Origin of the sequence: Micromonospora sp. A3M-1-15 (assembly GCF_024213425.1) — a bacterium.
Classification (GTDB): Bacteria; Actinomycetota; Actinomycetes; order Mycobacteriales; family Micromonosporaceae; genus Micromonospora; species Micromonospora chersina.
This window is the reverse complement of record NZ_JANAVK010000005.1, coordinates 183,009-207,682: the sequence shown is the minus strand read 5'-3', so window position 1 is coordinate 207,682 and position 24,674 is coordinate 183,009. Positions and strand designations below refer to the sequence as shown.

2 protein-coding genes (1 of these 2 only partly in view) are annotated in these 24,674 nt (G+C 76.2%); both read left to right on the top strand.

The genetic code is table 11. The annotated features are described in order from the left end of the window. Position 1: 1 nt before the first annotated feature. A complete protein-coding gene (locus tag NLX85_RS24955; protein ID WP_254339450.1) occupies positions 2-21,109 on the top strand; it encodes a non-ribosomal peptide synthase/polyketide synthase in 21,108 nt (7,035 codons plus the stop codon). Further along, positions 21,109-24,674, top strand: the beginning of a protein-coding gene (locus NLX85_RS24950) for a non-ribosomal peptide synthase/polyketide synthase (protein WP_254339038.1). Its footprint extends 22,675 nt past the window's final position; the window shows 3,566 of its 26,241 coding nt (coding positions 1-3,566); it begins with the start codon at positions 21,109-21,111; the stop codon falls past the right edge of the window. The genes NLX85_RS24955 and NLX85_RS24950 overlap by 1 nt, the downstream gene beginning before the upstream one ends.

Below are 24,674 nucleotides of genomic sequence, written 5' to 3'. Positions count from 1 at the left end.
CATGTCGTACGCCCAGCGGCGGCTCTGGTTCCAGTGGCGGGTCGAGGGGCCGAGCGGCACGTACAACAGCCCGACGATCGTGCGGCTGGCCGGCCGGCTCGACCCGGCCGCGCTGGACGCCGCACTGCGCGACGTCATCGGGCGACACGAGCCGCTGCGCACCGTCTTCCCGGCGACCGGCGGGGAACCGGCCCAGCGGGTGCTCGACCCGGACGAGCTGACCTGGGCGCTCACCCGGGTCCGGGTGGCGCCCGCCGACGACGCGCCGCCGGTGCCGCTGGCCGCCTTCGCCGAGCTGCCCTGGGACCTGCCGACGCCCGAACTGCCCGCCGTCGCCCCCGCCGCCGATCTGCCCGCCGCCGAGATCACCGCCGCGGAGCTGCCCGCCGCCGTCGCCCGGGTCGCCGCGTACGCCTTCGACCTGGCCACCGAGATCCCCATCCGGGCGTGGCTGTTCACCGTCCGGCCCGACGAGCACGTCCTCGTCGTGGTGGTGCACCACATCGCCACCGACGGCTGGTCCGGCGAGCCGTTCGCCCGCGACCTCGCCGCCGCGTACGCGGCCCGCGCCGCAGGGCGGGCGCCGGAGTGGACCCCGCTGCCGGTGCGGTACGCCGACTACGCCCTCTGGCAGCGGGACCTGCTCGGCGCCGGTGACGACCCGGACAGCCGGCTGTCCACCCAGCTCGCCTGGTGGCGGGAGGCGCTGGCCGGCGCCCCCGAGGAACTGCCGCTGCCCACCGACCGGCCCCGCCCGGTCGAGCCCTCGTACCGCGGCCACACCCGGGGGCTGAGCCTCCCCGCCGACGTGCACCGGCGGCTCGCCGCGCTGGCCCGGCGGCGCCGGGTCACCCTGCCGATGCTCTACCAGGCCGCCATGGCCGTCACCCTGTCCCGGCTGGGCGCCGGCACCGACCTGCCCATCGGCACGCCCGTCGCCGGCCGCGCCGACGAGGCCCTGAACGACCTGGTCGGCTTCTTCGTGAACACGCTTGTCGTCCGGGCCGACCTCACCGGCGACCCGGCCTTCGCCGAGGTCCTCGACCGGGTACGCGGCGCCGCCGTGCGCGCCCTCGCCCACTCCGACGTGCCGTTCGACCGGCTGGTCGAGGAGGTTGCCCCCGCCCGGGTGCTCGGCCGGCACCCGCTCTTCCAGGTGGTCGTCGCCCCGCTCGACACGGGCGCCACCCTCGACCTCGGCGGGGTACGCGCCGACGCGCTCACCATCGGCCGCCCGACCGCCCGGTTCGACCTGGAGGCCAGCCTCGGCGAGACGTACGACGGGCGGGGCCGGCCGGCCGGCATCCGGGGCGCGGTCACGGCGGCCGCCGACCTGTTCGACCCGGCGACCGTCGCCCGGCTCACCGCCTGCCTGGGCCGGGTGCTCACCGCGATGGCCGCCGACCCGGACGCCCGCATCGGCGCCGTCGACCTGCTCGACCCGGCGGAGCGGCGGCAGGTCCTGGTCGACTGGAACGACACTGCCGTCCCGACGGTGGACGTGTCGGTGCCCGAGGCGTTCGCGGCGCGCGTGGCCGCCGACCCGGACGGGGTCGCCGTGGTGTCCGGTGGGGTGTCGCTGTCCTACGCCGAGTTCGATGCCCGGGCCGAGCGGCTGGCCCGCCGGCTCGTGGCGGCGGGCGTGGGCCCGGAGTCGCCGGTGGCGGTGGTGCTGGAGCGTTCGGCCGAGCTGCTGGTGGCGTTGCTGGCGGTGCTGAAGGCCGGTGGCGCCTACCTGCCGCTGGACATTGCCTGGCCGGTCGCTCGGATGCGGGCGGTGGCCGCCGACGCCGGCGCCCGGGTGGTGCTGCTGCACGAGGCGACGGCCGGGCACGAGTTCATGACCGGCGCCGAAGGCCTCACGCTGCTGCGGGTCGACCTGACGGGGACGGCGGTAGCCGCCGGTGACGGCGCCGCACTCGCCGTGGCCGACGCCACGGCCGACGCCACCACGGGCGACGCTGCCGCGGCTCGGGGAGCCGACGCGGAGGCCGCCCGGGCGGTCGACGGGCCGGTGTCGCCGTCTGCGGTGGCCTACCTCATGTACACCTCCGGCTCGACCGGTGTGCCGAAGGGCGTGGTGACGACGCACCGGGACGTGGTGGGTCTGGCTCGCGACAGGTGCTGGGGCGAGACGCCTCGGGTGTTGTTCCACGCGCCGCACGCCTTCGACGCGTCGACCTACGAGATCTGGGTGCCGCTGCTGTCCGGCGGGACCGTCGTCGTCGCCCCGGCCGGCGTGCCCGACGTGGCCGCGATCCGGTCCCTGGTCACCGGCCACGACCTGACCCACGTGCACGTCACGGCCGGCCTGCTGCGGGTCCTGGCCGAGCAGGACCCGACCTGCTTCGCCGGGATCCGGGAACTGCTGACCGGCGGTGACGTGGTGCCCGCGCAGGCCGTGCGCCGGGTCCTGGACGCCAACCCCGGCCTGCGGGTCCGTCAGCTCTACGGGCCCACCGAGATCACCCTGTGCGCCACCCAGCACGAGGTCACCGACCCGGGGCAGGTCGGCGACGTCCTGCCCATCGGCCGGCCCCTCGACAACACCCGGGTCTACGTCCTCGACGACCGCCTGCAACCGGTGCCGGTGGGTGTGCCCGGCGAGCTGTACGTGGCCGGGGCCGGTGTGGCCCGGGGCTATCTGGGCCGCGCCGCCCTGACCGCCGAACGCTTCGTGCCCTGCCCGTACGGCGGCGCGGGGGAGCGGATGTACCGCACGGGCGACCGGGTGAAGTGGGACGCCGACGGGCGGCTCGTGTTCGCCGGACGCACCGACGAGCAGGTGAAGATCCGCGGCTACCGGGTCGAGCCCGGTGAGGTCGAGGCCGTGCTGGCCGCCCACCCGTGCGTCGCGCAGGCGGCCGTGCTCGTCCGCGAGGACGCCCCCGGCGACAAACGCCTCGTCGCCTACCTGGTGCCCGCCGAGGCCGGCGCGCCGGTGGCCGACACCGTGCGGGAACACGCCGCCAAACGGCTGCCCGGATACCTCGTGCCGGCCGCGTTCGTCGAACTCGACACCCTGCCGCTGACCGGCAACGGGAAACTCGACCGGGCCGCCCTGCCGGTGCCGCGGGCCGCGACCACCGGGGCGGGGCGGGCGCCCGCCGACGCGCGCGAGGAGTTGCTCTGCGCGGCGTTCGCCGAGGTGCTCGGCCTGCCCGCCGTCGGCGTGGACGACGACTTCTTCGCCCTGGGCGGGCACTCGCTGCTCGCCGTCTCCCTCGTGGAACACCTGCGCCGGCACGGCGTGGCGGTGTCCGTGCGTACCCTTTTCGTCAGCCCGACGCCGGCCGCGCTCGCCGCCGTCGCCGGACCCGAAGCGGTGGCCGTGCCGCCGAACCCCATCCCGGCCGGCGCCACCGCACTCACCCCGGACCTGCTGCCCCTGGTCGACCTCACCCCGGCCGAGGTCGACGCCGTGGTGGCCACCGTGCCCGGGGGCGCCGCCAACGTGGCCGACGTCTATCCCCTCACCCCGCTCCAGGAGGGCATCCTCTTCCACCACCGGATGGCCGACCAGGGCGGCACCGACGTCTACGCCATGCCGTTCGTGCTCCGCGCCGACACCCGGCAGCGGGTCGACGAGTTCCTCGACGCGCTGCGCCGGGTCGTCGACCGGCACGACGTCTACCGCACCGCGATCGTCTGGGAGAACCTGCGCGAGCCCGTCCAGGTCGTGTGGCGCCGCGCCGACCTGCCGGTCACCGAGGTCACCCTGGAACCCGGCGGCGACCCCGTCGACCAGCTCCGCGCCGCCGCCGGCGGCTGGCTGGACCTGCACCGCGCACCGCTGATCGGCGTGCACGTGGCCGCCGACCCGGCCGGCGACGGCTGGCTCGTGTTGCTGCGCATGCACCACCTCGTGCAGGACCACACCTCCCTGGAAGTGGTGCTCGACGAGATCCGCACCCTCCTGGCCGGCCGCGCCGACCGGCTGCCCGCGCCGCTGCCGTTCCGCGAGTTCGTCGCCCACTCCCGGCACGGCGTGCCCGAGGCGGCGCACCGGGAGTTCTTCGCCGGGCTCCTCGGCGACGTCACCGAGACCACCGCCCCCTACGGCCTGCTGGACGTGCACGGGGACGGCACCGACGCGGCGCAGGCCCAGCTCGCCGTGGCCGACGACCTCGCCGAGCGGATCCGCGTCCTGGCCCGCACGCTCGGCGTCAGCCCCGCGACGCTGTTCCACCTGGCCTGGGCGCGGGTGGTGGCCGCGGTGTCCGGCCGCGACGACGTCGTCTTCGGCACCATGCTGCTCGGCCGGCTGTTCGCCGGCCCCGGCGCCGACCGCGCCCCCGGCCTGTTCATGAACATGCTGCCGGTCCGCGCCCGGCTCGCCGGCCGGACCGTCCGGGACGCGCTGGGGGAGATGCGCCGGCAACTCGCCGACCTGCTCACCCACGAGCACGCGCCGCTGGTCCTCGCCCAGCAGGCCAGCGCCCTGCCCGGCGGCAGCCCGCTGTTCACGTCGATCTTCAACTACCGGCACAACCAGGTCGACGTCCGCCGCTCCGGCACCGGCATCCACGGGGTCGACGCCGTGCTCACCAAGGAACCCACCAACTATCCCCTCGACGTGTCGGTCAACCAGGGCCCGGACGGCTTCGAGGTGATCGTCGAGGCCTCCGCCCCCGCCGACCCGGCCGAGGTCTGCCGGCTCCTGGTCACCTGCCTGGCCAACCTGGTCGCCGCCCTCGAAGACGCCCCGGACACCCCGATCGGCACGGTCGACCCGCTCGACCCCGCGCGGCTCGACCGCATCCTGCGGGACTGGAACGCCACCGCCGTGCCGGTGCCGGACGGCCTCGTGCCCGCGCTGTTCAGCGCCCAGGCCGCCCGTACCCCGGACGCGGTCGCGCTGGTCGGCGGCGACGTCGAGTGGACCTACCGGGAGGTCGAGGAGCGCGCGAACCGGCTGGCCCGGCACCTGGTCGCCACCGGCGTCGGACCGGAGTCGGTGGTCGCGCTCATGCTGGAACGCTCCCCGCACCTGCTCGTGGCGATCCTCGGCGTGCTCAAGGCCGGCGGCGCGTACCTGCCCATCGACCCCGACCAGCCGCGCGAACGCATCGGCCACGTGCTGTCCGACGCCCGGCCGGCGGCCGTCCTCGCCCAGCTCCGCACCGCCCCGTGGGTGCCGCTCGACGTGGCGACCGTCCTCGTCGTGGACGCCCCGCCGACCGTGGCCGCGCTGGCCGCGCTCGACCCGACCCCGCTCACCGACGCGGACCGGTCGGCGCCGCTGCTGCCGGGTCATCCGGCGTACGTGATCTACACGTCGGGGTCGACGGGCCGGCCGAAGGGTGTGGTGGTGTCGCACGCGGGGTTCGTGAACCTGTCGGCGAGTCATGGCCGGTTCGGGGTGGGTCCCGGTAGTCGGGTGGCGCAGTTCGCGTCGGTGGGTTTCGACATGTTCTGCGAGGAGTGGCTCCTCGCGCTGCTGTCGGGTGCGGCGCTGGTGACGGTGCCGCCGGAGCGGCGTCTGGGTGCGGATTTCGCGGCGTTCCTGAACGAGTACGGGGTCACCCACGCGACGCTGCCGCCGGCGGTGGTGGCGACCATCCCGGACGACGCCCTGGATCCGTCGTTCGTGTTGGACGTGGGTGGTGACGCGTGCCCGCCGGAGCTGGTTCAGCGGTGGACGGCGGACGGTCGGGTGATGTTCAACAGCTACGGGCCGACGGAGACGACCGTCAACGCCGCGGTGTGGCGCTGCCGTGCGGACCTGCCGGGTGGTGCCGTGCCGATCGGCTCGCCGATCGCGAACACCCGCGCCTATGTGCTGGACGACGCGCTGAACCCGGTGCCGGCCGGGGTGACCGGCGAGTTGTACGTCTCCGGTTCCGGGCTGGCGCGCGGCTATCTGGGGCGGGCCGGCCTGACGGGGGAGCGGTTCGTGGCCTGCCCGTTCGAGCCCGGCGCCCGCATGTATCGGACCGGTGACCGCGTCCGCTGGACCGCCGGTGGGGAACTCGTCTTCGCGGGTCGCGCGGACGACCAGGTGAAGATCCGGGGGTTCCGGATCGAGCCCGGCGAGGTCGAGGCCGTGCTGGCCGAGCACCCCGACGTCGCCCAGGTCGCCGTGGTCGCCCGCGAAGACACTCCCGGCGACATCCGGCTCGTCGGCTACGTCGTACCCGCCGACGGGGCCGGGCGGGACGGGCTGGCCGAGGCGCTGCGGGCGCACGCCGCCGGGCGGCTGCCCGCGTACATGGTGCCCGCCGCCGTGGTGCTCCTCGACGCGTTCCCGCTCACCGTCAACGCCAAGCTCGACCGCAGGGCGCTGCCCGCCCCCCGGTACGCCGCCGGCGCCGGCCGGGCGCCCACCAGCGCCCGCGAGGAACTGCTCTGCGACGCGTTCGCCGAGGTCCTCGGCCTCGACCGGGTCGGCGTCGACGACGACTTCTTCGCCCTCGGCGGGCACAGCCTGCTCGCCGTCTCCCTCGTCGAGCGGCTGCGGCAGCGGGGCGTCACCGTCTCCGTCCGCGCCCTGTTCACCGCCCCCACCCCGGCCGGACTGGCCGCCGCCGCCGGCCCCGGGACGGTGGCCGTGCCGCCGAACCTCATCCCCGACGGCGCCACCGCGCTCACCCCGGCCATGCTCCCGCTGGTCGACCTCACCGACGCCGAGGTCGCCACGATCGTGGCCGCCGTGCCCGGCGGGGCCGCCAACGTGGCCGACGTCTACCCGCTCGCCCCGCTCCAGGAGGGGCTGTTCTTCCACCACCTCATGGCCGACCGGGACGGCACCGACGTCTACGTCACCCCGACCGTGCTGCGCTGCGACAGCCGCGAGCGGCTCGACGCCTTCCTGGCCGCCCTCCAGCAGGTGGTCGACCGCAACGACGTCTACCGCACCGCGATCGTCCACGAGGGGCTGCGCGAGGCCGTCCAGGTCGTCGTCCGCCGCGCCGACCTGCCCGTCCGCGAGGTCACCGTCGACCCCGCCGACCCGGTCGAGGCGCTGCTCGCCGCGGCCGGCGGCTGGATGGAGCTGCGCCGCGCGCCGCTTGTCGACGCGTACGTGGCCGCCGAACCCGGCGGCGACGGCTGGCTCGTGCTGGTCCGCATCCACCACCTCGTGCAGGACCACACGGCCCTCGAGGTGCTGCTGCACGAACTGCACGCCTACCTGGAGGGGCGCGGCGACACGCTGCCCACCCCGGTGCCGTTCCGCGAGTTCGTCGCCCAGGCCCGGCTCGGCGTGTCCCGCGCCGCGCACGAGCGCTGGTTCGCCGACCTGCTCGGCGACGTCACCGAGACCACCGCCCCGTACGGCCTGCTCGACGTGCACGGCGACGGCGCCGCGTACGTCCAGGGGCGGCGCACGGTCGAACCGGCGCTCGCCGCCCGGGTCCGCGACCTGGCCCGGACCCTCGGGGTCAGCCCCGCCACCCTGTTCCACCTGGTGTGGGCGCGGGTCCTCGGGGTGCTGGCCGGCCGCGACGACGTGGTCTTCGGCACCGTCCTGTTCGGCCGGATGAACGCGGGGGCCGGCGCCGACCGCGTCTCCGGCCTGTTCATCAACACCCTGCCGGTGCGGGTGGGACTGCGCCGCACCGTCGCCGACGCCCTGGCCGCGCTGCGCGACCAGCTCGCCGACCTGCTGGTGCACGAGCACGCCCCGCTCGCCGTCGCCCAGGCGGCCAGCGGCGTGCCCGGCGGCAGCCCGCTGTTCACGTCGATCTTCAACTACCGGCACAACCAGGTCAGCGCCGAGGAGGCCGGCGCCGCCCTGCCCGGCATCACCGTGGTCTCCGCCCGCGACCTCACCAACTACCCGGTCACCGTCGCCGTGGACGACGACGGGACCGGCTTCGACCTGGTGGTCGAGGGGCCCGTCGACGCCGACGGGGTCTGCGCGCTGCTGCGGACCGCCCTGGCCGGGATCGTCGCCGCGCTGACCGACCGACCCGACACCCCGCTGGACGCCGTCGACGTCCTCGACGCCGACGAGCGCGGCCGGCTGCTCACCGCCTGGAATCCGGCCCCCGTGCCGGTGGCGGACCGCACGCTGCCGGATCTCTTCGACGCGCAGGCGGCCCGGGCGCCGGAAGCGGTCGCGCTCTCCTTCGACCGCCGGCACCTCACCTACGCCGAGGTCGCCGACCGGGCCAACCGGCTGGCGCGGCTGCTCGTCGCGCGCGGCATCGGGCCCGAGTCCCTGGTCGGCGTGCTCATGGACCGCACCCCCGACCTGGTGGTGGCGCTGCTGGCCGTGCTCAAGGCCGGCGCCGGCTACCTGCCCGTCGACCCGACGTACCCGGCCGAGCGGATCGGCTTCGTGCTCGCCGACGCCGGCGCGGTCTGCGCGGTCACCACCACGGCCTCCGCCGGGGCCGTCCCGGCGGGCGTGCCGCCGCTGGTCCTCGACGACCCGGCGGTACGCGAGACGCTGGCCGGCCTGCCCGGCACGCCGGTCACCGACGCCGACCGGGCCGCCCCGCTGCGCCCCGGGCACCCGGCGTACGTGATCTACACGTCCGGGTCGACAGGCGCCCCGAAGGGGGTTCTCATCCCGCACCGCGACGTGGTGGCGCTGTTCGCCGCGACGGAGGACCTGTTCGGGTTCGGCGCGGACGACGTGTGGTCCTGGTTCCACTCGTTCGCGTTCGACTTCTCGGTCTGGGAGATCTGGGGCGCGCTGCTGCACGGCGGCCGCGTCGTCGTGGTGCCGTACGCCGTCTCCCGCTCCCCGCAGGAGTTCGCCGACCTGCTGGTCCGCGAGCGGGTCACCATGCTCAGCCAGACCCCGTCCGCCTTCTACCAGCTCATGGACTCCGACGTGCTCCGCGACGGGGCGCTGCGCGCGGTCGTCTTCGGCGGCGAGGCCCTGGAGCCGGCCCGGCTGGCGGACTGGTGGGCGCGGCACGGGGACTCCGGGCCGCGGCTGGTCAACATGTACGGCATCACCGAGACCACGGTGCACGTCACCTACCAGGCCCTGGAGCCGGCCGACGGGGACGCCGGCAGCGTGATCGGCCGCGGCCTGCCCGGCCTGTCGGTGTACGTCCTCGACGAGCGCCTCCGGCCGGTGCCGGCCGGCGTGGCCGGCGAGGTCTACGTGGCCGGCGCCCAGCTCGCCCGCGGCTACGTGGGCCGGGCCGGCCTGACCGGCGAGCGCTTCGTGGCCTGCCCGTTCGGCGCGCCGGGCGGCCGGATGTACCGCACCGGCGACCGCGCGAAGTGGACGACGGGCGGGCGGCTGGTCTTCGCCGGCCGCGCCGACGACCAGGTCAAGGTGCGCGGCTTCCGGATCGAGCCCGGCGAGATCCAGGCCGTCCTCGCCGACCACCCGGCCGTCGGGCAGGCCGCCGTGGTGGCCCGGCAGGACACCGGCGACACCCGCCTGGTCGGCTACCTGGTGCCCGCCGAGGGCGCCGCCACCGACGGGCTCGCCGAGGCGGTCCGCGGCTTCGCCGCCGAGCGGCTGCCCGCGTACATGGTGCCGGCCGCCCTCGTGCTGCTCGACGCGCTGCCGCTGACCGTCAACGGCAAGCTCGACCGCCGCGCCCTGCCCGCCCCCGAGTACACCGCCGCCACGACGGGCCGCGCCCCGGCCACCACCGCCGAGGAGCTGCTCTGCGCCGCCTTCGCCGAGGTGCTGGGCCTGGAGCGGGTCGGCGTGGATGACGACTTCTTCGCCCTCGGCGGGCACTCCCTGCTCGCCATCGCCCTCGTCGAACAGCTCCGCCGGCGCGGGCTCGGCGTGCCGGTGCGCGCCCTGTTCCAGACCGCCACCCCGGCCGGCCTGGCCGCGGTCGCCGAACCGCACCGGGTGCAGGTGCCGCCGAACCTCATCCCCGACGGCGCCACCGCCCTCACCCCGGCCATGCTTCCGCTCGTCGACCTCACCGACGCCGAGCTGGCCCGCGTCGTGGCCGCCGTGCCCGGCGGCGCCGCCAACATCGCCGACGTCTACCCCCTGGCCCCGCTCCAGGAGGGCATCTTCTTCCACCACCTGATGGACGACGACACCGACGTCTACGCCCTGCCGTACGTGCTGCACCTGGACACCCGCGACCGGCTGGACGCCTTCCTGGACGCGCTGCGCCACCTCGTGGCCCGCAACGACATCTACCGCACCAGCGTGGTCTGGGACGGGCTGCGCGAACCGGTCCAGGTGGTGTGGCGCCACGCCGACCTGCCGGTCGAGGAGGTCACCCTCGACCCGGCCGGCGCGGACCCGGTCGAGGCGTTGCTGGCCGCCGCCGGCACCCGGATCGACCTCGGCGCCGCCCCGCTGATGCGCGCCCACGTGGCCGCCGCCCCGGGCGGCGGCTGGCTGCTGCTGCTCCGCATCCACCACCTCGTCCAGGACCACACCACCTTCGACGTGGTCCTCGACGAGCTGCGCGCCTTCCTCACCGGCCGCGCCGACGAACTGCCGCCGCCGCTGCCGTTCCGCGAGTTCGTCGCCCGGGCCCGGCTCGGGGTGTCCGGCGAGGAGCACGAACGGTACTTCACCGACCTGCTCGGCGACGTCACCGAGACCACCGCCCCCTACGGCCTCACCGACACCCACCACGACGGCACCACCGCCGTCCAGGTGCAGCTCACCGCCGACCGGGCGCTCACCGCCCGGGTCCGGGAGCTGGCCCGGGCGTACGCGGTCAGCCCGGCCACGATCCTCCACCTGGCCTGGGCGCGGCTGCTGGGCACACTCGCCGGCCGCGACGACGTGGTCTTCGGCACCATCCTCTTCGGCCGGATGAACGCCGGCGCCGGCGCCGACCGGGCCCCCGGCCTGTTCATCAACACCCTGCCCGTGCGGGTCCGGCTCGCCCGGCACGGCGTCGCCGACGCGCTGGCCGCCCTGCGCGACCAGCTCGCCGACCTGCTCGTGCACGAGCACGCCCCCCTCGCGCTCGCCCAACGCGCCAGCGGCGTCCCCGCCGCCGCCCCGCTGTTCACCTCGCTGTTCAACTACCGGCACAACCTGCCCACCGACGGGCACCCCGGCGCCGGCCTGGACGGGGTCACGGCGGTCCTGCACCGGGACAACACCAACTACCCGATGGTCGTCTCCGTCGACGACGACGGCACCGACTTCGCCCTGGTCGTCGAGGCGGTCGCCCCGGCGGACCCGACCCGGGTCGGTTCGCTGCTGCTCACCTGCCTGGACAGCCTCACCGCCGCGCTGGAACAGGCGCCGCAGACCCCGCTCGGCGCCGTGGAGGTGCTCGACGCCGCCGAGCTGCGCCAGGTGGTCGAGGAGTGGAACGCCACCGGGGCGCCGGTCGCCGACGAGCCGGTGCCCGCGGCGTTCGCCCGGCGGGTGGCCGCCGACCCGGACGCCGTGGCCGTGGCCGGGGCCGACGCGCTGTCGTACCGGGAACTGGACGAGCGGGCCGACCGGCTGGCCCGCCGGCTGGTCGCCGCCGGCGTCCGCCCCGAGACGCCGGTCGCGGTGGTCATGGAACGCTCCGCCGAGCTGATCGTGGCGCTGCTGGCCGTGCTCAAGGCCGGCGGCGTCTACCTGCCGCTGGACGTCGCCTGGCCGGCGGCCCGGATGCGGGCCGTCGCCGCCGACGCGGACGCCCGGGTGGTCCTGGTGCACGCGCCGACCGCCGGGCACGACTTCGTCACCGCCGCCGCGGCCGAGGGCGCGGCGGTCGTCGCCGCCGACACCGACGAGGACGGCCCGGGCGCGCTGCCGGCCCCGGCGCCGCCCTCGGCCGGGGCGTACCTCATGTACACCTCCGGCTCCACGGGCGTGCCGAAGGGCGTGCTCACCACCCACCGCGACGTGGTGCGCCTGGCCGCCGACCGGTGCTGGGGCGAGACGCCCCGCGTGCTGTTCCACGCCCCGCACGCCTTCGACGCCTCCTCGTACGAGATCTGGGTGCCGCTGCTCTCCGGCGGCACGGTGGTCGTCGCGCCGCCCGAGGCGGTCGACGCCCCCGCGCTGCGCGCCCTGGTCACCGGGCACGCGCTCACCCACGTGCACGTCACCGCCGGCCTGCTGCGGGTGCTCGCCGACCAGGACCCGGCCTGCTTCGCCGGGGTCCGCGAGGTGCTCACCGGCGGCGACGTGGTCCCGGCCGGCGCGGTCCGCCGGGTCCTCGACGCCAACCCGGGCGTCCGGGTCCGGCAGCTCTACGGCCCCACCGAGGTCACCCTGTGCGCCACCCAGCACGAGGTCGCTGACGCCGGCCAGGTCGGCGGCGTGCTGCCGATCGGCCGGCCGCTGGACAACACCCGCGTCTACGTCCTCGACGACGCGCTCGCCCCGGTGCCGGTCGGGGTCACCGGCGAGCTGTACGTCGCCGGCGCCGGCCTGGCCCGCGGCTACGCCGGCCGGCCCGGGCTCACCGGCGAGCGGTTCGTCGCCGACCCGTTCGGCTCCGGCGGGCGGATGTACCGCACCGGCGACCGGGTGCGGTGGGACGACGACGGCCGTCTGGTCTTCGCCGGCCGCGCCGACGACCAGGTGAAGATCCGCGGTTTCCGGGTCGAGCCGGGCGAAGTCGAGGCGGTGCTCGCCGCCCACCGGGCGGTGGCGCAGGCCGCCGTGCTGGTCCGCGAGGACGTCCCCGGCGACAAGCGCCTCGTCGCCTACCTGGTGCCCGCCGAGGCCGGCGCGCCGATCGCCGACACCGTGCGGGAATACGCCGCCGAGCGGCTGCCCGGCTACCTCGTCCCGGCCGCGTTCGTGGCTCTCGACGCGCTGCCGCTGACCGTCAACGGCAAGCTCGACCGGGCCGCGCTGCCCGCCCCCGACCTGGCCGGCGGCGGCTCCGGCCGGGCTCCCGCCACCGTCCACGAACAACTGCTCTGCGAGATCTTCGCCGAGGTGCTGGGCCGGGCCGCGGTCGGCGTGGACGACGACTTCTTCGCCCTCGGCGGGCACTCGCTGCTCGCCACCCGCCTGGTCAGCCGGGTCCGCACGGTCTTCGAGGTGGAGGTCACCGTCCGGACCCTCTTCGAGGCGCCCACCCCCGCCGCGCTCGCCGCCCGGCTGGCCGGCGCCGACCGGGGCCGGGCCGCGCTCACCCGAGGGGTACGCCCCGAGCGCGTCCCGCTCTCCTTCGCGCAGCGCCGGCTGTGGTTCCTGGCCCAGCTCGACGGGACCAGCGCCACCTACCACATCCCGGTGGCGCTGCGGCTCACCGGCGACCTGGATCGGGCCGCCCTCGACGCGGCGGTACGCGACGTCCTCGACCGGCACGAGGTGCTGCGGACCGTCTACCCGGTCGCCGACGGCGAGCCGTACCAGCGGGTGCTGCCGGTCGCCGAGGCCGGCGTGCGGCTCGATCTGGTCGAGGTCGCCGCCGACCGGGTCGCCGAGGCGGTGGCCGAGGTCGCGTCGCGCCCGTTCGACCTGGCGGTGCAGGCGCCGCTGCGGGCGACGCTGCTGGCCGTCGGGCCCGACGAGCACGTCCTCGTGCTGGTCGTGCACCACATCGCCGGCGACGGCTGGTCCATGGGCCCGCTCGCCCGTGACCTGTCCGCCGCGTACGCGGCCCGGCACGCCTGCCGGGCTCCCGGGTGGACCCTGCTGCCCGTCCAGTACGCCGACTACGCCCTCTGGCAGCGCGACCTGCTCGGCGCCGAGAACGACCTGGACAGCCTCATCGCCCGGCAGGTCGCCCACTGGCGGGCGGCCCTCGCCGGGGCACCGGAGGAACTGGCCCTGCCCACCGACCGGCCCCGCCCGGCCGAACCGAGCCACCGCGGCCACCCGGTCGACGTGACCGTCCCCGCCGACCTGCACCGCGACCTCGTGGCGCTGGCCCGCGCGTCCGGGGTGACCCTCTTCATGACCGTGCAGACCGCCCTCGCCGTGGTGCTGTCGCGGCTCGGCGCGGGCACCGACCTGCCCATCGGCGCGGCCGTCGCCGGCCGTACCGACCAGGGCCTCGACGACCTCGTCGGGTTCTTCGTGAACACCCTCGTCATGCGCACCGACCTGGCCGGCGACCCCACCGTCGCCGAGGCCCTGGCCCGGGTCCGCGACACCGCCCTGGACGCCTTCGCCCACCAGGACGTGCCGTTCGAGAAGCTGGTCGAGGAGCTGGCCCCGGCCCGCTCGCTGGCCCGGCACCCGCTGTTCCAGGTCCTGCTCACCCTCCAGAACACCACCCGCGACGCCGCCGGGCCGGCCCTGGACCTGCCCGGCGTGCGCGCCACCCCGCTCACCACCGGCGACGTGCCGGCCAAGGTGGACCTCGACCTCAGCATGACCGAGGCGCTCGGCCCGGACGGGACGCCGGCCGGGATGGCCGGCACCCTGCTCGCCGCCGCCGACCTCTTCGACCGGTCCACCGCCGAGCGGATCGCCGACCGGCTGGTCCGGGTGCTGCGGACCATGGCCGTCGCCCCCGACACCCGGATCTCCGCCGTCGACCTGCTCGACCCGGCCGAACGGCGGCAACTGCTGGTCGACTGGAACGACACGGCCGTGCCGGTGGCGGACGTGTCGGTGCCCGAGGCGTTCGCGGCCCGGGTGGCGGCCGACCCGGACGGGCTCGCCGTGGTCTGGGGCGAGGCTTCCCTGTCCTACCGGGAGTTGGACGCCCGCGCCGAGCGCCTGGCCCGCCGCCTTGTCGCGGCGGGTGTGGGCCCGGAGTCGCCGGTGGCGGTGGTGCTGGAGCGTTCCGCCGAGCTGCTGGTGGCGCTGCTGGCCGTGCTGAAGGCGGGCGGCGCCTATCTGCCGCTGGACGTGACCTGGCCCGTCGCGCGGATGCGGACGGTGGCCGCCGACGCGGGCGCCCGGGTGGTGCTGGTCCACGAGGCGACGGCGGGGCACGAGTTCGTGACCGGCGCCGACGGGCTGACGCTGCTGCACCTCGATCGGTCGGGGACGGCGGCGGCCGGTGACGTGGCCGACCGCACCGGTGCCGCCGAGGTCGATGCCGGCACGGCCCCGGTGTCGCCGTCGGCGGCGGCGTACCTCATGTACACCTCCGGCTCGACGGGCGTGCCGAAGGGCGTGGTCACCACCCACCGCGACCTGGTGCGCCTCGCGCTGGACCGCTGCTGGGGTGGAACCCCGCGGGTGCTGTTCCACGCGCCGCACGCCTTCGACGCCTCCGACTACGAGATCTGGGTGCCGCTGCTGTCCGGTGGGACCGTGGTGGTGGCGCCGCCGGAGTCCATCGACGCCGCCCGCCTGCGGGCGCTCGTCGCCGGCCACGACCTGACCCACGTGCACGTGACCGCGGGGCTGCTGCGGGTGCTGGCTGACCGCGACCCGGCCTGCTTCGCCGGGCTCCGCGAGGTGCTCACCGGCGGCGACGTGGTGCCCGCGCAGGCGATCCGCCGCGTCCTGGACGCGAACCCGGGTGTCCGGGTCCGTCAGCTCTACGGCCCCACGGAGATCACCCTGTGCGCCACGCAGCACGAGGTCACCGACCCCGCCCAGGTCGGCGATGTCCTGCCCATCGGCCGCCCCCTCGACAACACCCGGGTCTACGTCCTGGACGACCGGCTCCAGCCGGTCCCGGTCGGGGTGCCCGGCGAGCTGTACGTGGCCGGGGCCGGTGTGGCCCGCGGCTACCTTGGCCGCGCCGCCCTGACGGCCGAACGCTTCGTGCCCTGCCCGTTCGACGGCGGGCGGATGTACCGCACCGGCGACCAGGTCCGCTGGACGCCGGACGGCACGCTCGTCTTCGTCGGCCGCGCCGACGACCAGGTGAAGATCCGCGGCTACCGGGTCGAGCCCGGCGAGGCGGAGGCGGTGCTCGCCGCCCACCCCGCCGTGGCGCAGGCCGCCGTGCTGGTCCGCGAGGACACCCCGGGCGACAAGCGCCTGGTGGCCTACCTCGTCCCCGTCGAGGCCGGCGCGCCGGTCGCCGACGCGGTCCGGGAGCACGCCGCGCGGCGACTCCCCGGCTACCTGGTGCCCGCCGCGTTCGTGGAGCTGGACAGCCTGCCGCTGACCGGCAACGGGAAGCTCGACCGGGCCGCCCTGCCCGCGCCGCGGGCCGCCGCCGGAAGCGGGCGGGCGCCCGCCGACGCGCGGGAGGAACTGGTCTGCGCGGCGTTCGCCGAGGTGCTCGGCCTGCCCTGGGTCGGGGTGGACGACGACTTCTTCGGCCTGGGCGGGCACTCGCTGCTCGCCGTCTCCCTCGTGGAACACCTGCGCCGGCACGGGATCACCGTGTCCGTGCGTACCCTCTTCGTCAGCCCGACCCCGGCGGGCCTCGCCGCCGCCGCGGACGGCGCGACAGTCGTCGTGCCGGACGGGCGGATCCCGGAGGGCGCCGAGGCCGTCACGGCGGCCATGGTGCCGCTTGTCGACCTGACCGACGCCGACCTGGCCGCCGTGGTGGCCCGGGTGCCCGGCGGGGCGGCCAACGTCGCCGACATCTACCCCCTGGCGCCGCTCCAGGAAGGCATCTTCTTCCACCACCTCATGGCCGACCGGGACGGCGACGACGTCTACGTGCTGCCCACCGTGCTCGGCTTCACCGACCGGGCCCACCTCGACGGCTTCCTCGCCGCCCTCCAGCGGGTGGTCGACCGGCACGACGCCTACCGCACCGCCGTCGCCTGGCAGGACCTGCCCGAACCGGTCCAGGTGGTGTGGCGCCGCGCCGAGCTGCCGGTCACCGAGGTCACCCTCGACCCCGGCGGCGACCCCGTCGACCAGCTCCGCGCCGCCGCCGGCGGCTGGCTGGAGCTGGACCGCGCGCCGCTGCTCACCGTGCACGTCGCCGCCGAGCCGGACGGGCCGGGCTGGCTGGCGCTGCTGCGCATGCACCACCTCGTGCAGGACCACACGGCCCGGGACGTCGTGCTCGACGAGGTCCGTGCGTTCCTCGCCGGCCGCGCCGAGGAACTGCCCGCGCCCGTGCCGTTCCGGCGGTTCGTGGCCGAGGCCCGGCTCGGGGTGTCCCGCGCCGAGCACGAACGGTACTTCGCCGGCCTGCTCGGCGACGTCACCTGGACCACCGCCCCGTACGGCCTGGTCGACATCCACGGCGACGGCAGCGACGCCGGGCGCGCCCACACCGCCCTCGACGCCGGCCTGGCCAACCGGCTGCGCGCCACCGCCCGCACCCACGGGGTCAGCCCGGCCACCCTGTTCCACCTGGCCTGGGCCCGGGTCCTCGCCGCCGTCGCCGGCCGCGACGACGTGGTCTTCGGCACCGTCCTGCTGGGCCGGTTGAGCAGCGGCGCCGACCGGGTGCCCGGCCTGTTCATGAACACCCTGCCGGTCCGGGTTCGGCTCGCCGGCGCCGGCGTCGCCGACGCGCTCACCCAGGTGCGGCACCGGCTCGCCGAACTCGTCGCCCACGAGCACGCCCCCCTCGCGGTGGCCCAGCAGGCCAGCGGCCTGCCCGCCCAGGCGCCGCTGTTCAGCTCGCTGTTCAACTACCGGCACGCGCAGCCGCCCGCCGTCGACCCCGACGACCCGCTCAGCGGCGTGCGGACCCTGTTCACCGAGGAACGGAACAACTATCCCGTCACCGTCTCCGTCGACGACCACGGCACCGGCTTCGCGGTCACCGTCGACGCCGTCGCGCCCGCCGACGCCGACCGGGTCGCCGCGCTGCTGCACACCGCGCTGGACCAGCTCACCGCCGCGCTCGACCGGACCCCCGAGCTGCCCGTCACGGCCGTCGACGTCGGGCCGGTGCAGACCCCGGCGCCGGCCACCCGGGCGGTGCTCGTCCCGGCCGCCGAGGTGGCCGAGGGCGGCGGGCGGGCGCCGGCGAACGCGTACGAGGAGCTGATCTGCCAGGCGTACGCGCAGGTCCTCGGCGTCGAGCGGGTCGGCGTCGACGACGACTTCTTCACCCTCGGCGGCAACTCGCTGCTCGCCACCCGGCTGGTCAGCCGGATCCGCTCGGCGCTCGCCGCCGAGGTCTCCATCCGGGCGCTCTTCGAGTCGCTCACCCCGGCCCGGCTGGCCCGCCGGCTGCACCGCGCCGCCCCCGGCCGGCTCCCGCTGACCGCCCGGGAACGACCCGAGCGGCCGCCACTGTCCTCCGCGCAGCGCCGGCTCTGGTTCGTCGGCCAGTTGGAGGGCAGCACCGCCAGCTACAGCAACACCATGGCGCTGCGGCTCACCGGCGCCCTCGACGTGGCCGCGCTGCGGTCCGCGCTGCGCGACGTGGTCGGCCGGCACGAGGCGCTGCGCACCGTGATCCCCACCCACGACGGCGAGCCGTACCAGCGGGTGCTCCCGGCCGGCGAGGCCGACGTCGACCTGCCGGTCGCCGAGGTCGGACCGGACGGGCTGGCCGACGCCGTCGCCGGGGTCACCGGCCACGCCTTCGACCTGGCCACCGAGATCCCGGTCCGCGCCTGGCTGTTCGCCCTCGCCCCCACCGAGCACGTCCTCGTCCTGGTCATCCACCACATCGCCACCGACGGCTGGTCGATGGCCCCGCTCACCCGGGACGTCTCCGCCGCGTACGCGGCCCGCGCCGAGGGACGGGCGCCGCAGTGGTCGCCGCTGCCCGTGCAGTACGCCGACTACGCCCTCTGGCAGGCCGAGCTGCTGGGCGCCGCCGACGACCCGGAGAGCCCGCGCAGCCGGCAGCTCGCCTGGTGGCGGGACGCCCTCGCCGGCATCCCGGAGGAGATCCCGCTCCCCACCGACCGGCCCCGCCCCACGGTGGCCGGCCACCACGGCGACGAGGTGCCGGTGGAGCTCGGCGCGGAGCTGCACCGCCGGCTCGTCGAGCTGGCCGCGGCGGAACGGGTCACCGTCTTCATGGTCCTCCAGGCCGCCTTCGCCGCCCTGCTCAGCCGGCACGGCGCCGGCACCGACGTGCCGATCGGCACCGCGCTGGCCGGGCGCACCGACGAGGCCCTCGACGACCTGGTCGGCTTCTTCGTCAACATGCTGGTGCTGCGCACCGACGTCTCCGGCGACCCCAGCTTCACCGAGCTGCTGCGCCGGGTCCGCGCCACCGACCTCGCCGCGTACGCCCACCAGGACCTGCCCTTCGAGGACGTGGTGGAACGGCTGGTCCCGGAGCGGTCCCTGGCCCGGCACCCGCTGTTCCAGGTGGCCCTCGCCGTGCAGAACGCCCCCGACGCCGAACCCCGGCTGCCCGGGCTGACCGTGGCGGCCGAGCCCGCCGCGCACGGCCTGGCCCGCTACGACCTCACCCTCACCCTCGCCGAGCGGCACGACGAGCGGGGCGGCCCCGCCGGGCTGGGCGGCGTGCTGGAGTTCCGCACCGACCTGTTCGACCGGTCCACCGTGGCCGGTCTCGCGGAGCGGCTGGTCCGCCTCCTCGACGCCGTGCTCACCGACCCGCAGCGGCCGCTGAGCCGGGTCGACCTGCTCGACCCGGCCGAGCGGCGGCGGCTGCTCGTCGACTGGAACGCCACCCGGCGCGGCGTGCCGCCGGCCACCGTGCCCGAGCTGGTCGCCGCGCAGGTCGCCCGCCGCCCGGACGCCGCCGCGCTGCACGCCGGCGACACCACCATCGGGTACGCCGAGCTGGACGCCCGCGCCAACCGGTTGGCCCGGCTGCTCGTGGCCGGTGGCGTCGGGCCGGAGTCCGTGGTCGCCGTGGTGCTGGACCGCTCGGTCGACCTCGTCGTCGCGTTCCTCGCCGTGGTCAAGGCCGGCGGCGTCTACCTGCCCGTCGACCCGGCCCACCCGGCCGCCCGGGTGGCGTACCTGCTCGACGACGCCCGCCCGGTCCACGTGCTGACCAGCCCCCAGCGGCGCGACGTGCTGCCCGCCGGCGCGGACCTGCCGGTCACCGTGCTCGGCGACCCGGGGACCGACGCCGCGCTCGCCGACCTCGACCCGACCGCCCCCGACCCGGTCGCCCCGCTGCGCCCCGAGCACCCGGCGTACCTCATCTACACCTCCGGCTCCACCGGCCGCCCCAAGGGCGTGCTGGTCACCCACCGGGGCGTGGCCGCCCTGGTCACCACCCAGGTGGAACGCCTCGGCGTCACCCCGGACAGCCGGGTGCTCCAGTTCGCCTCGATCGGCTTCGACGCGGCGGTCTGGGAACTGGTGATGGCGCTCGGCACCGGCGCCGCCCTGGTCACCGCCCCCGCCGACGACCTGCTGCCCGGCGCCGGGCTGGCCGGCGTGCTGGCCCGGCACCGGGTCACCCACGCCACCCTGCCGCCGGCCGTGCTGGCCGCGTCCCGCCCCGGCGACCTCGACCCGGTCACCATGCTGGTCTCCGCCGGGGAGGCGCTCGGCGCGGACCTGTTGGCCCGGTGGGCGCCCGGCCGCCGCTTCGTCAACGCGTACGGGCCGACCGAGACCACGGTCTGCGCCACCATGTCCGCCCCGCTGCGCCCCGACGACGCCCCCGACATCGGCGCGGCGATCCTCGACACCCGGGTGTACGTCCTCGACGACACCCTCGCCCCCGTCCCGGTCGGCGTGCCCGGTGAGCTGTACGTCGCCGGGGCCAGCCTCGCCCGCGGCTACGCCGGCCGGCCCGCCCTCACCGCGGAACGCTTCGTGGCCTGCCCGTACGAGCCGGGGGAGCGGATGTACCGCACCGGCGACCGGGTGCGCTGGGACGCCGACGGCCGGCTCACCTTCGCCGGCCGGGTCGACGACCAGGTCAAGATCCGCGGCTTCCGGGTGGAGCCGGACGAGGTGGCCGCCGTCCTCACCGGACACCCGGGCGTCGCCCATGCCGCCGTGGTGGCCCGCGAGGACGTACCCGGCGACCCGCGCCTGGTCGCCTACCTGGTCCCCGCCGACCCGGCGTCCGCCGACCTGACCGCCGAGGTGCGCGGCTACGCGGCCGAACGCCTGCCCGCCTACCAGCTGCCCGCCGCGTTCGTGACGCTGGCGGCCCTGCCGCTGACCGTCAACGGCAAGGTCGACCGCGCGGCGCTGCCCGCTCCCGACTGGGGCGCGGCGGCCGGCCGGGCACCGGCCACCCCGCAGGAGGAACTGGCCTGCGCCGCGTACGCCGAGGTCCTCGGCCTGCCCGCGGTCGGCCCCGACGACCACTTCTTCGCCCTCGGCGGCCACTCGCTGCTCGTGACCCGGCTCGCCAGCCGGGTGCACGCGGCCAGCGGCGTGGACGTGCCGATCCGGGTGCTGTTCGAGAACCCCACGCCGGCCGGGCTCGCCGCCTGGCTGGCGTCCCAGGCCCGCCCGGCGAGGAAAGCCCGCCCGGCGCTGCGGCCCATGCGCAAGCAGGAGGAGAACTGATGGTCCCGTTGTCGTTCGCGCAGCGCCGGTTGTGGTTCCTGTGGCAGCTGGAGGGGCCCGGCGCCACCTACAACATCCCGGTGGCCCTGCGCCTCGACGGCGACCTCGACCGGGCGGCGCTGGCCGCTGCGGTACGGGACGTCCTCGACCGGCACGAGGTGCTGCGCACGATCTTCCCGCTGCACGACGGCGAGCCGGTCCAGCAGGTGCTGCCGCTTGACGCGACCGGCTTCGCGCTGTCCGTGGTCGACGTCGCCGCCGACCGGCTCTCCGCCGAGGTCGACCGGGCCATGGCGTACGGCTTCGACCTGGCCGGGGAGATCCCGCTGCGCGCGTGGCTCTTCGCGGTGTCCCCGACCGAGCACGTGCTGGTGCTGGTGGTGCACCACATCGCCGCCGACGGCTGGTCGATGGGCCCGCTGCTGCGCGACCTGGCCGGCGCGTACGCCGCCCGCCGCGCCGGCCACGCCGCCGACCGGCCCCCGCTGCCCGTCCAGTACGCCGACTACGCCCTCTGGCAGCGGGAGGTCCTCGGCGACGAGGACGACCCGGAGAGCCTGGTCGCCGAGCAGGTCGCGTACTGGCGGCGCACCCTGGCCGGGGCGCCCGAGGAGCTGCCGCTGCCGGTGGACCGGCCCCGCCCGGTCACCCCCTCCTACCGGGCGCACACCGCCGAGCTGAGCCTGCCCGCCGACACCCACCGGCGGCTGCTGGAGCTGGCCCGCGCGCACGGCGCGACCCTGTTCATGGTGCTGCACGCCGCCACCGCCATGCTGCTGTCCCGCCTGGGCGCGGGCCGCGACGTGCCGCTCGGGTCGCTTGTCGCCGGACGTACCGACGAGGGCCTCAACGACCTGGTCGGCTGCTTCGTCAACAACCTGGTCATCCGGGTCGACCTGACCGGCGACCCGACCTTCCTGGACGTGCTCGACCGGGTGCGGGAGACCGCCCTGGACGCGTTCGGCCACCAGGACGTGCCGTTCGAGAAGCTGGTGGAGGAGCTGGCCCCGGCCCGCTCGCTGGCCCGCCAGCCGCTGTTCCAGGTGATGGCCACCGTGGAGACCGCCGACCTGTTCTCCACCCGGGGCACCGCCACGCTGGAGCTGCCCGGCCTGCGGGTCACCCCGCTCTTCGGCGAGCAGGCCGTCCGCGGCCTCGACCTGGACCTGGTGCTCAGCGAGTCCCACGCCGACGGCGAACCGGCCGGGCTGCGCGGCTCCCTGGTCGGCGCCGCCGACCTCTTCGAGGCCGACACCGTGGCGCGGATCGCCGGCCAGATCGCCCGGGTCCTCGCCGCCGTCGCCGCCGACCCGGGGCTGCGGCTGCGCACCCTCGACCCGCTCGGCCCCGGCGAGCGGGACCGCATCCTGCGGGACTGGAACGCCACCGCCGTGCCGGTGCCGGACGGCCTCGTGCCCGCGCTGTTCAGCGCCCAGGCCGCCCGTACCCCCGACGCGCCCGCCGTGGTCAGCGGCGGCGTCAAGCTCAGCTACCGCCACCTCGACGATCGGTCGAACCGGCTGGCCCGGCACCTCGTCAAGGCCGGCGTCGGACCCGAGTCGGTGGTGGCGCTGCTGCTCACCCGCTCCGCCGACCTCATGGTGGCCATCCTCGGTGTGCTCAAGGCCGGCGGCGCGTACCTGCCCATCGACCCGGACCAGCCGGCCGACCGGATCGGCTACGTGCTCGCCGACGCCGCGCCGGTGCTGGCCCTCGCGCAGACCGCCACCGCCGGGAGCGCACCCGCGGAACTGCCCGTGCTGCTCCTCGACGACCCGGCCACCCGCCGCCGGCTCGGCCGCGCCCGCAAGACCCCGCTCACCGACGCGGACCGGTCGGCGCCGTTGCTGCCGGGTCATCCGGCGTACGTGATCTACACGTCGGGGTCGACGGGTCGGCCGAAGGGTGTGGTGGTGTCGCACGCGGGGTTCGTGAACCTGTCGGCGAGTCATGGCCGGTTCGGGGTGGGCCCTGGTAGTCGGGTGGCGCAGTTCGCGTCGGTGGGGTTCGACATGTTCTGCGAGGAGTGGCTCCTCGCGCTGTTGTCGGGTGCGGCGCTGGTCACCGTGCCGCCGGAGCAGCGGCTGGGCGCCGACTTCGCCCGTTTCCTCGTGGACCAGCGGGTCACGCACGCGACGCTGCCGCCGGCGGTGGTGGCGACCGTCCCGGACGACGCCCTGGATCCGTCGTTCGTCCTGGACGTGGGTGGTGACGCGTGTCCGCCGGAGCTGGTTCAGCGGTGGACGGCCGAGGGTCGGGTGATGTTCAACAGTTACGGGCCGACGGAGACGACCGTCAACGCCGCGGTGTGGCGCTGCCGTGCCGATCTGCCGGGTGGTGCCGTGCCGATCGGCTCGCCGATCGCGAACACCCGTGTCTACGTGCTGGACGACGCCCTGAACCCGGTCCCGCCGGGGGTCACCGGCGAACTGTACGTCTCCGGGTCCGGGCTGGCGCGGGGCTATCTGGGCCGCGCCGGGCTGACGGGGGAGCGGTTCGTGGCGTGCCCGTTCGAGCCCGGTGCCCGGATGTATCGGACCGGTGACCGGGTCCGCTGGACCGCCGGCGGGGAACTGGTGTTCGCGGGTCGCGCGGACGACCAGGTGAAGATCCGGGGGTTCCGGATCGAGCCCGGCGAGGTGGAGGCCGTGCTGGCCGAGCACCCCGACGTGGCACAGGTCGCCGTGGTCGCCCGGGAGGACAGCCCCGGCGACATCCGGCTCGTCGCCTACCTGGTGCCCACCGACAGCGCCGACCGCGACGGGCTCGTGCCCGCGGTGCGCGCTCACGCCACCGAACGACTCCCCGGCTACATGGTGCCGTCCGCGCTCGTCCCGCTCGACGCGCTGCCGCTCACCGTCAACGCCAAGCTCGACCGCGCGGCGCTGCCCGCCCCCGACTACGCGCGCGCGGCCGGCGCCGGCCGGGCCCCGGCGACCGTCCGGGAGGAGCTGATCTGCCAGGCGTTCGCCGACGTGCTGGGCGTCGACCGGGTCGGCGTCGACGACGACTTCTTCGCCCTCGGCGGACACTCGCTGCTGGTGGTGTCGCTTGTCGAGTGGCTGCGCCGGCGGGCCGTGCCGGTGTCCGTCCGCGCCCTGTTCACCACCCCCACCCCGGCCGGCCTGGCCGCCGTCGCCGGCAGTGGCGACGTGGTCGTGCCGCCGAACCTCATCCCCGACAGCGCCACCGCGCTCACCCCGGCCATGCTCCCGCTTGTCGACCTCACCGAGGCGGAACTGGCCACAGTCGTGGCCGCCGTGCCCGGCGGCGCGGCCAACATCGCCGACGTCTACCCCCTGGCCCCGCTCCAGGAGGGCATCTTCTTCCACCACCTCATGGCCGACCGCGACGGCGACGACGTCTACGTCACCCCCGTCGTCGTCCAGTTCGACGACCGGCGCCGCCTCGACGACTTCCTCGCCGCCCTCCAGCGGGTCGTCGACCGGACCGACGTCTACCGCACCGCCGTCCTCTGGGAGGGCCTGCGCGAACCCGTCCAGGTGGTGCTGCGCCACGCCGAACTCCCCGTCGCCGAACTGCGCCTCGACCCGTCCGGCCCCGA

Coding starts and splice junctions, on each gene's coding strand:
- NLX85_RS24955 (WP_254339450.1), top strand. CDS start 2: ATGTCGTACGCCCAGCGGCGGCTCTGGTTCCAGTGGCGGGTCGAGGGG.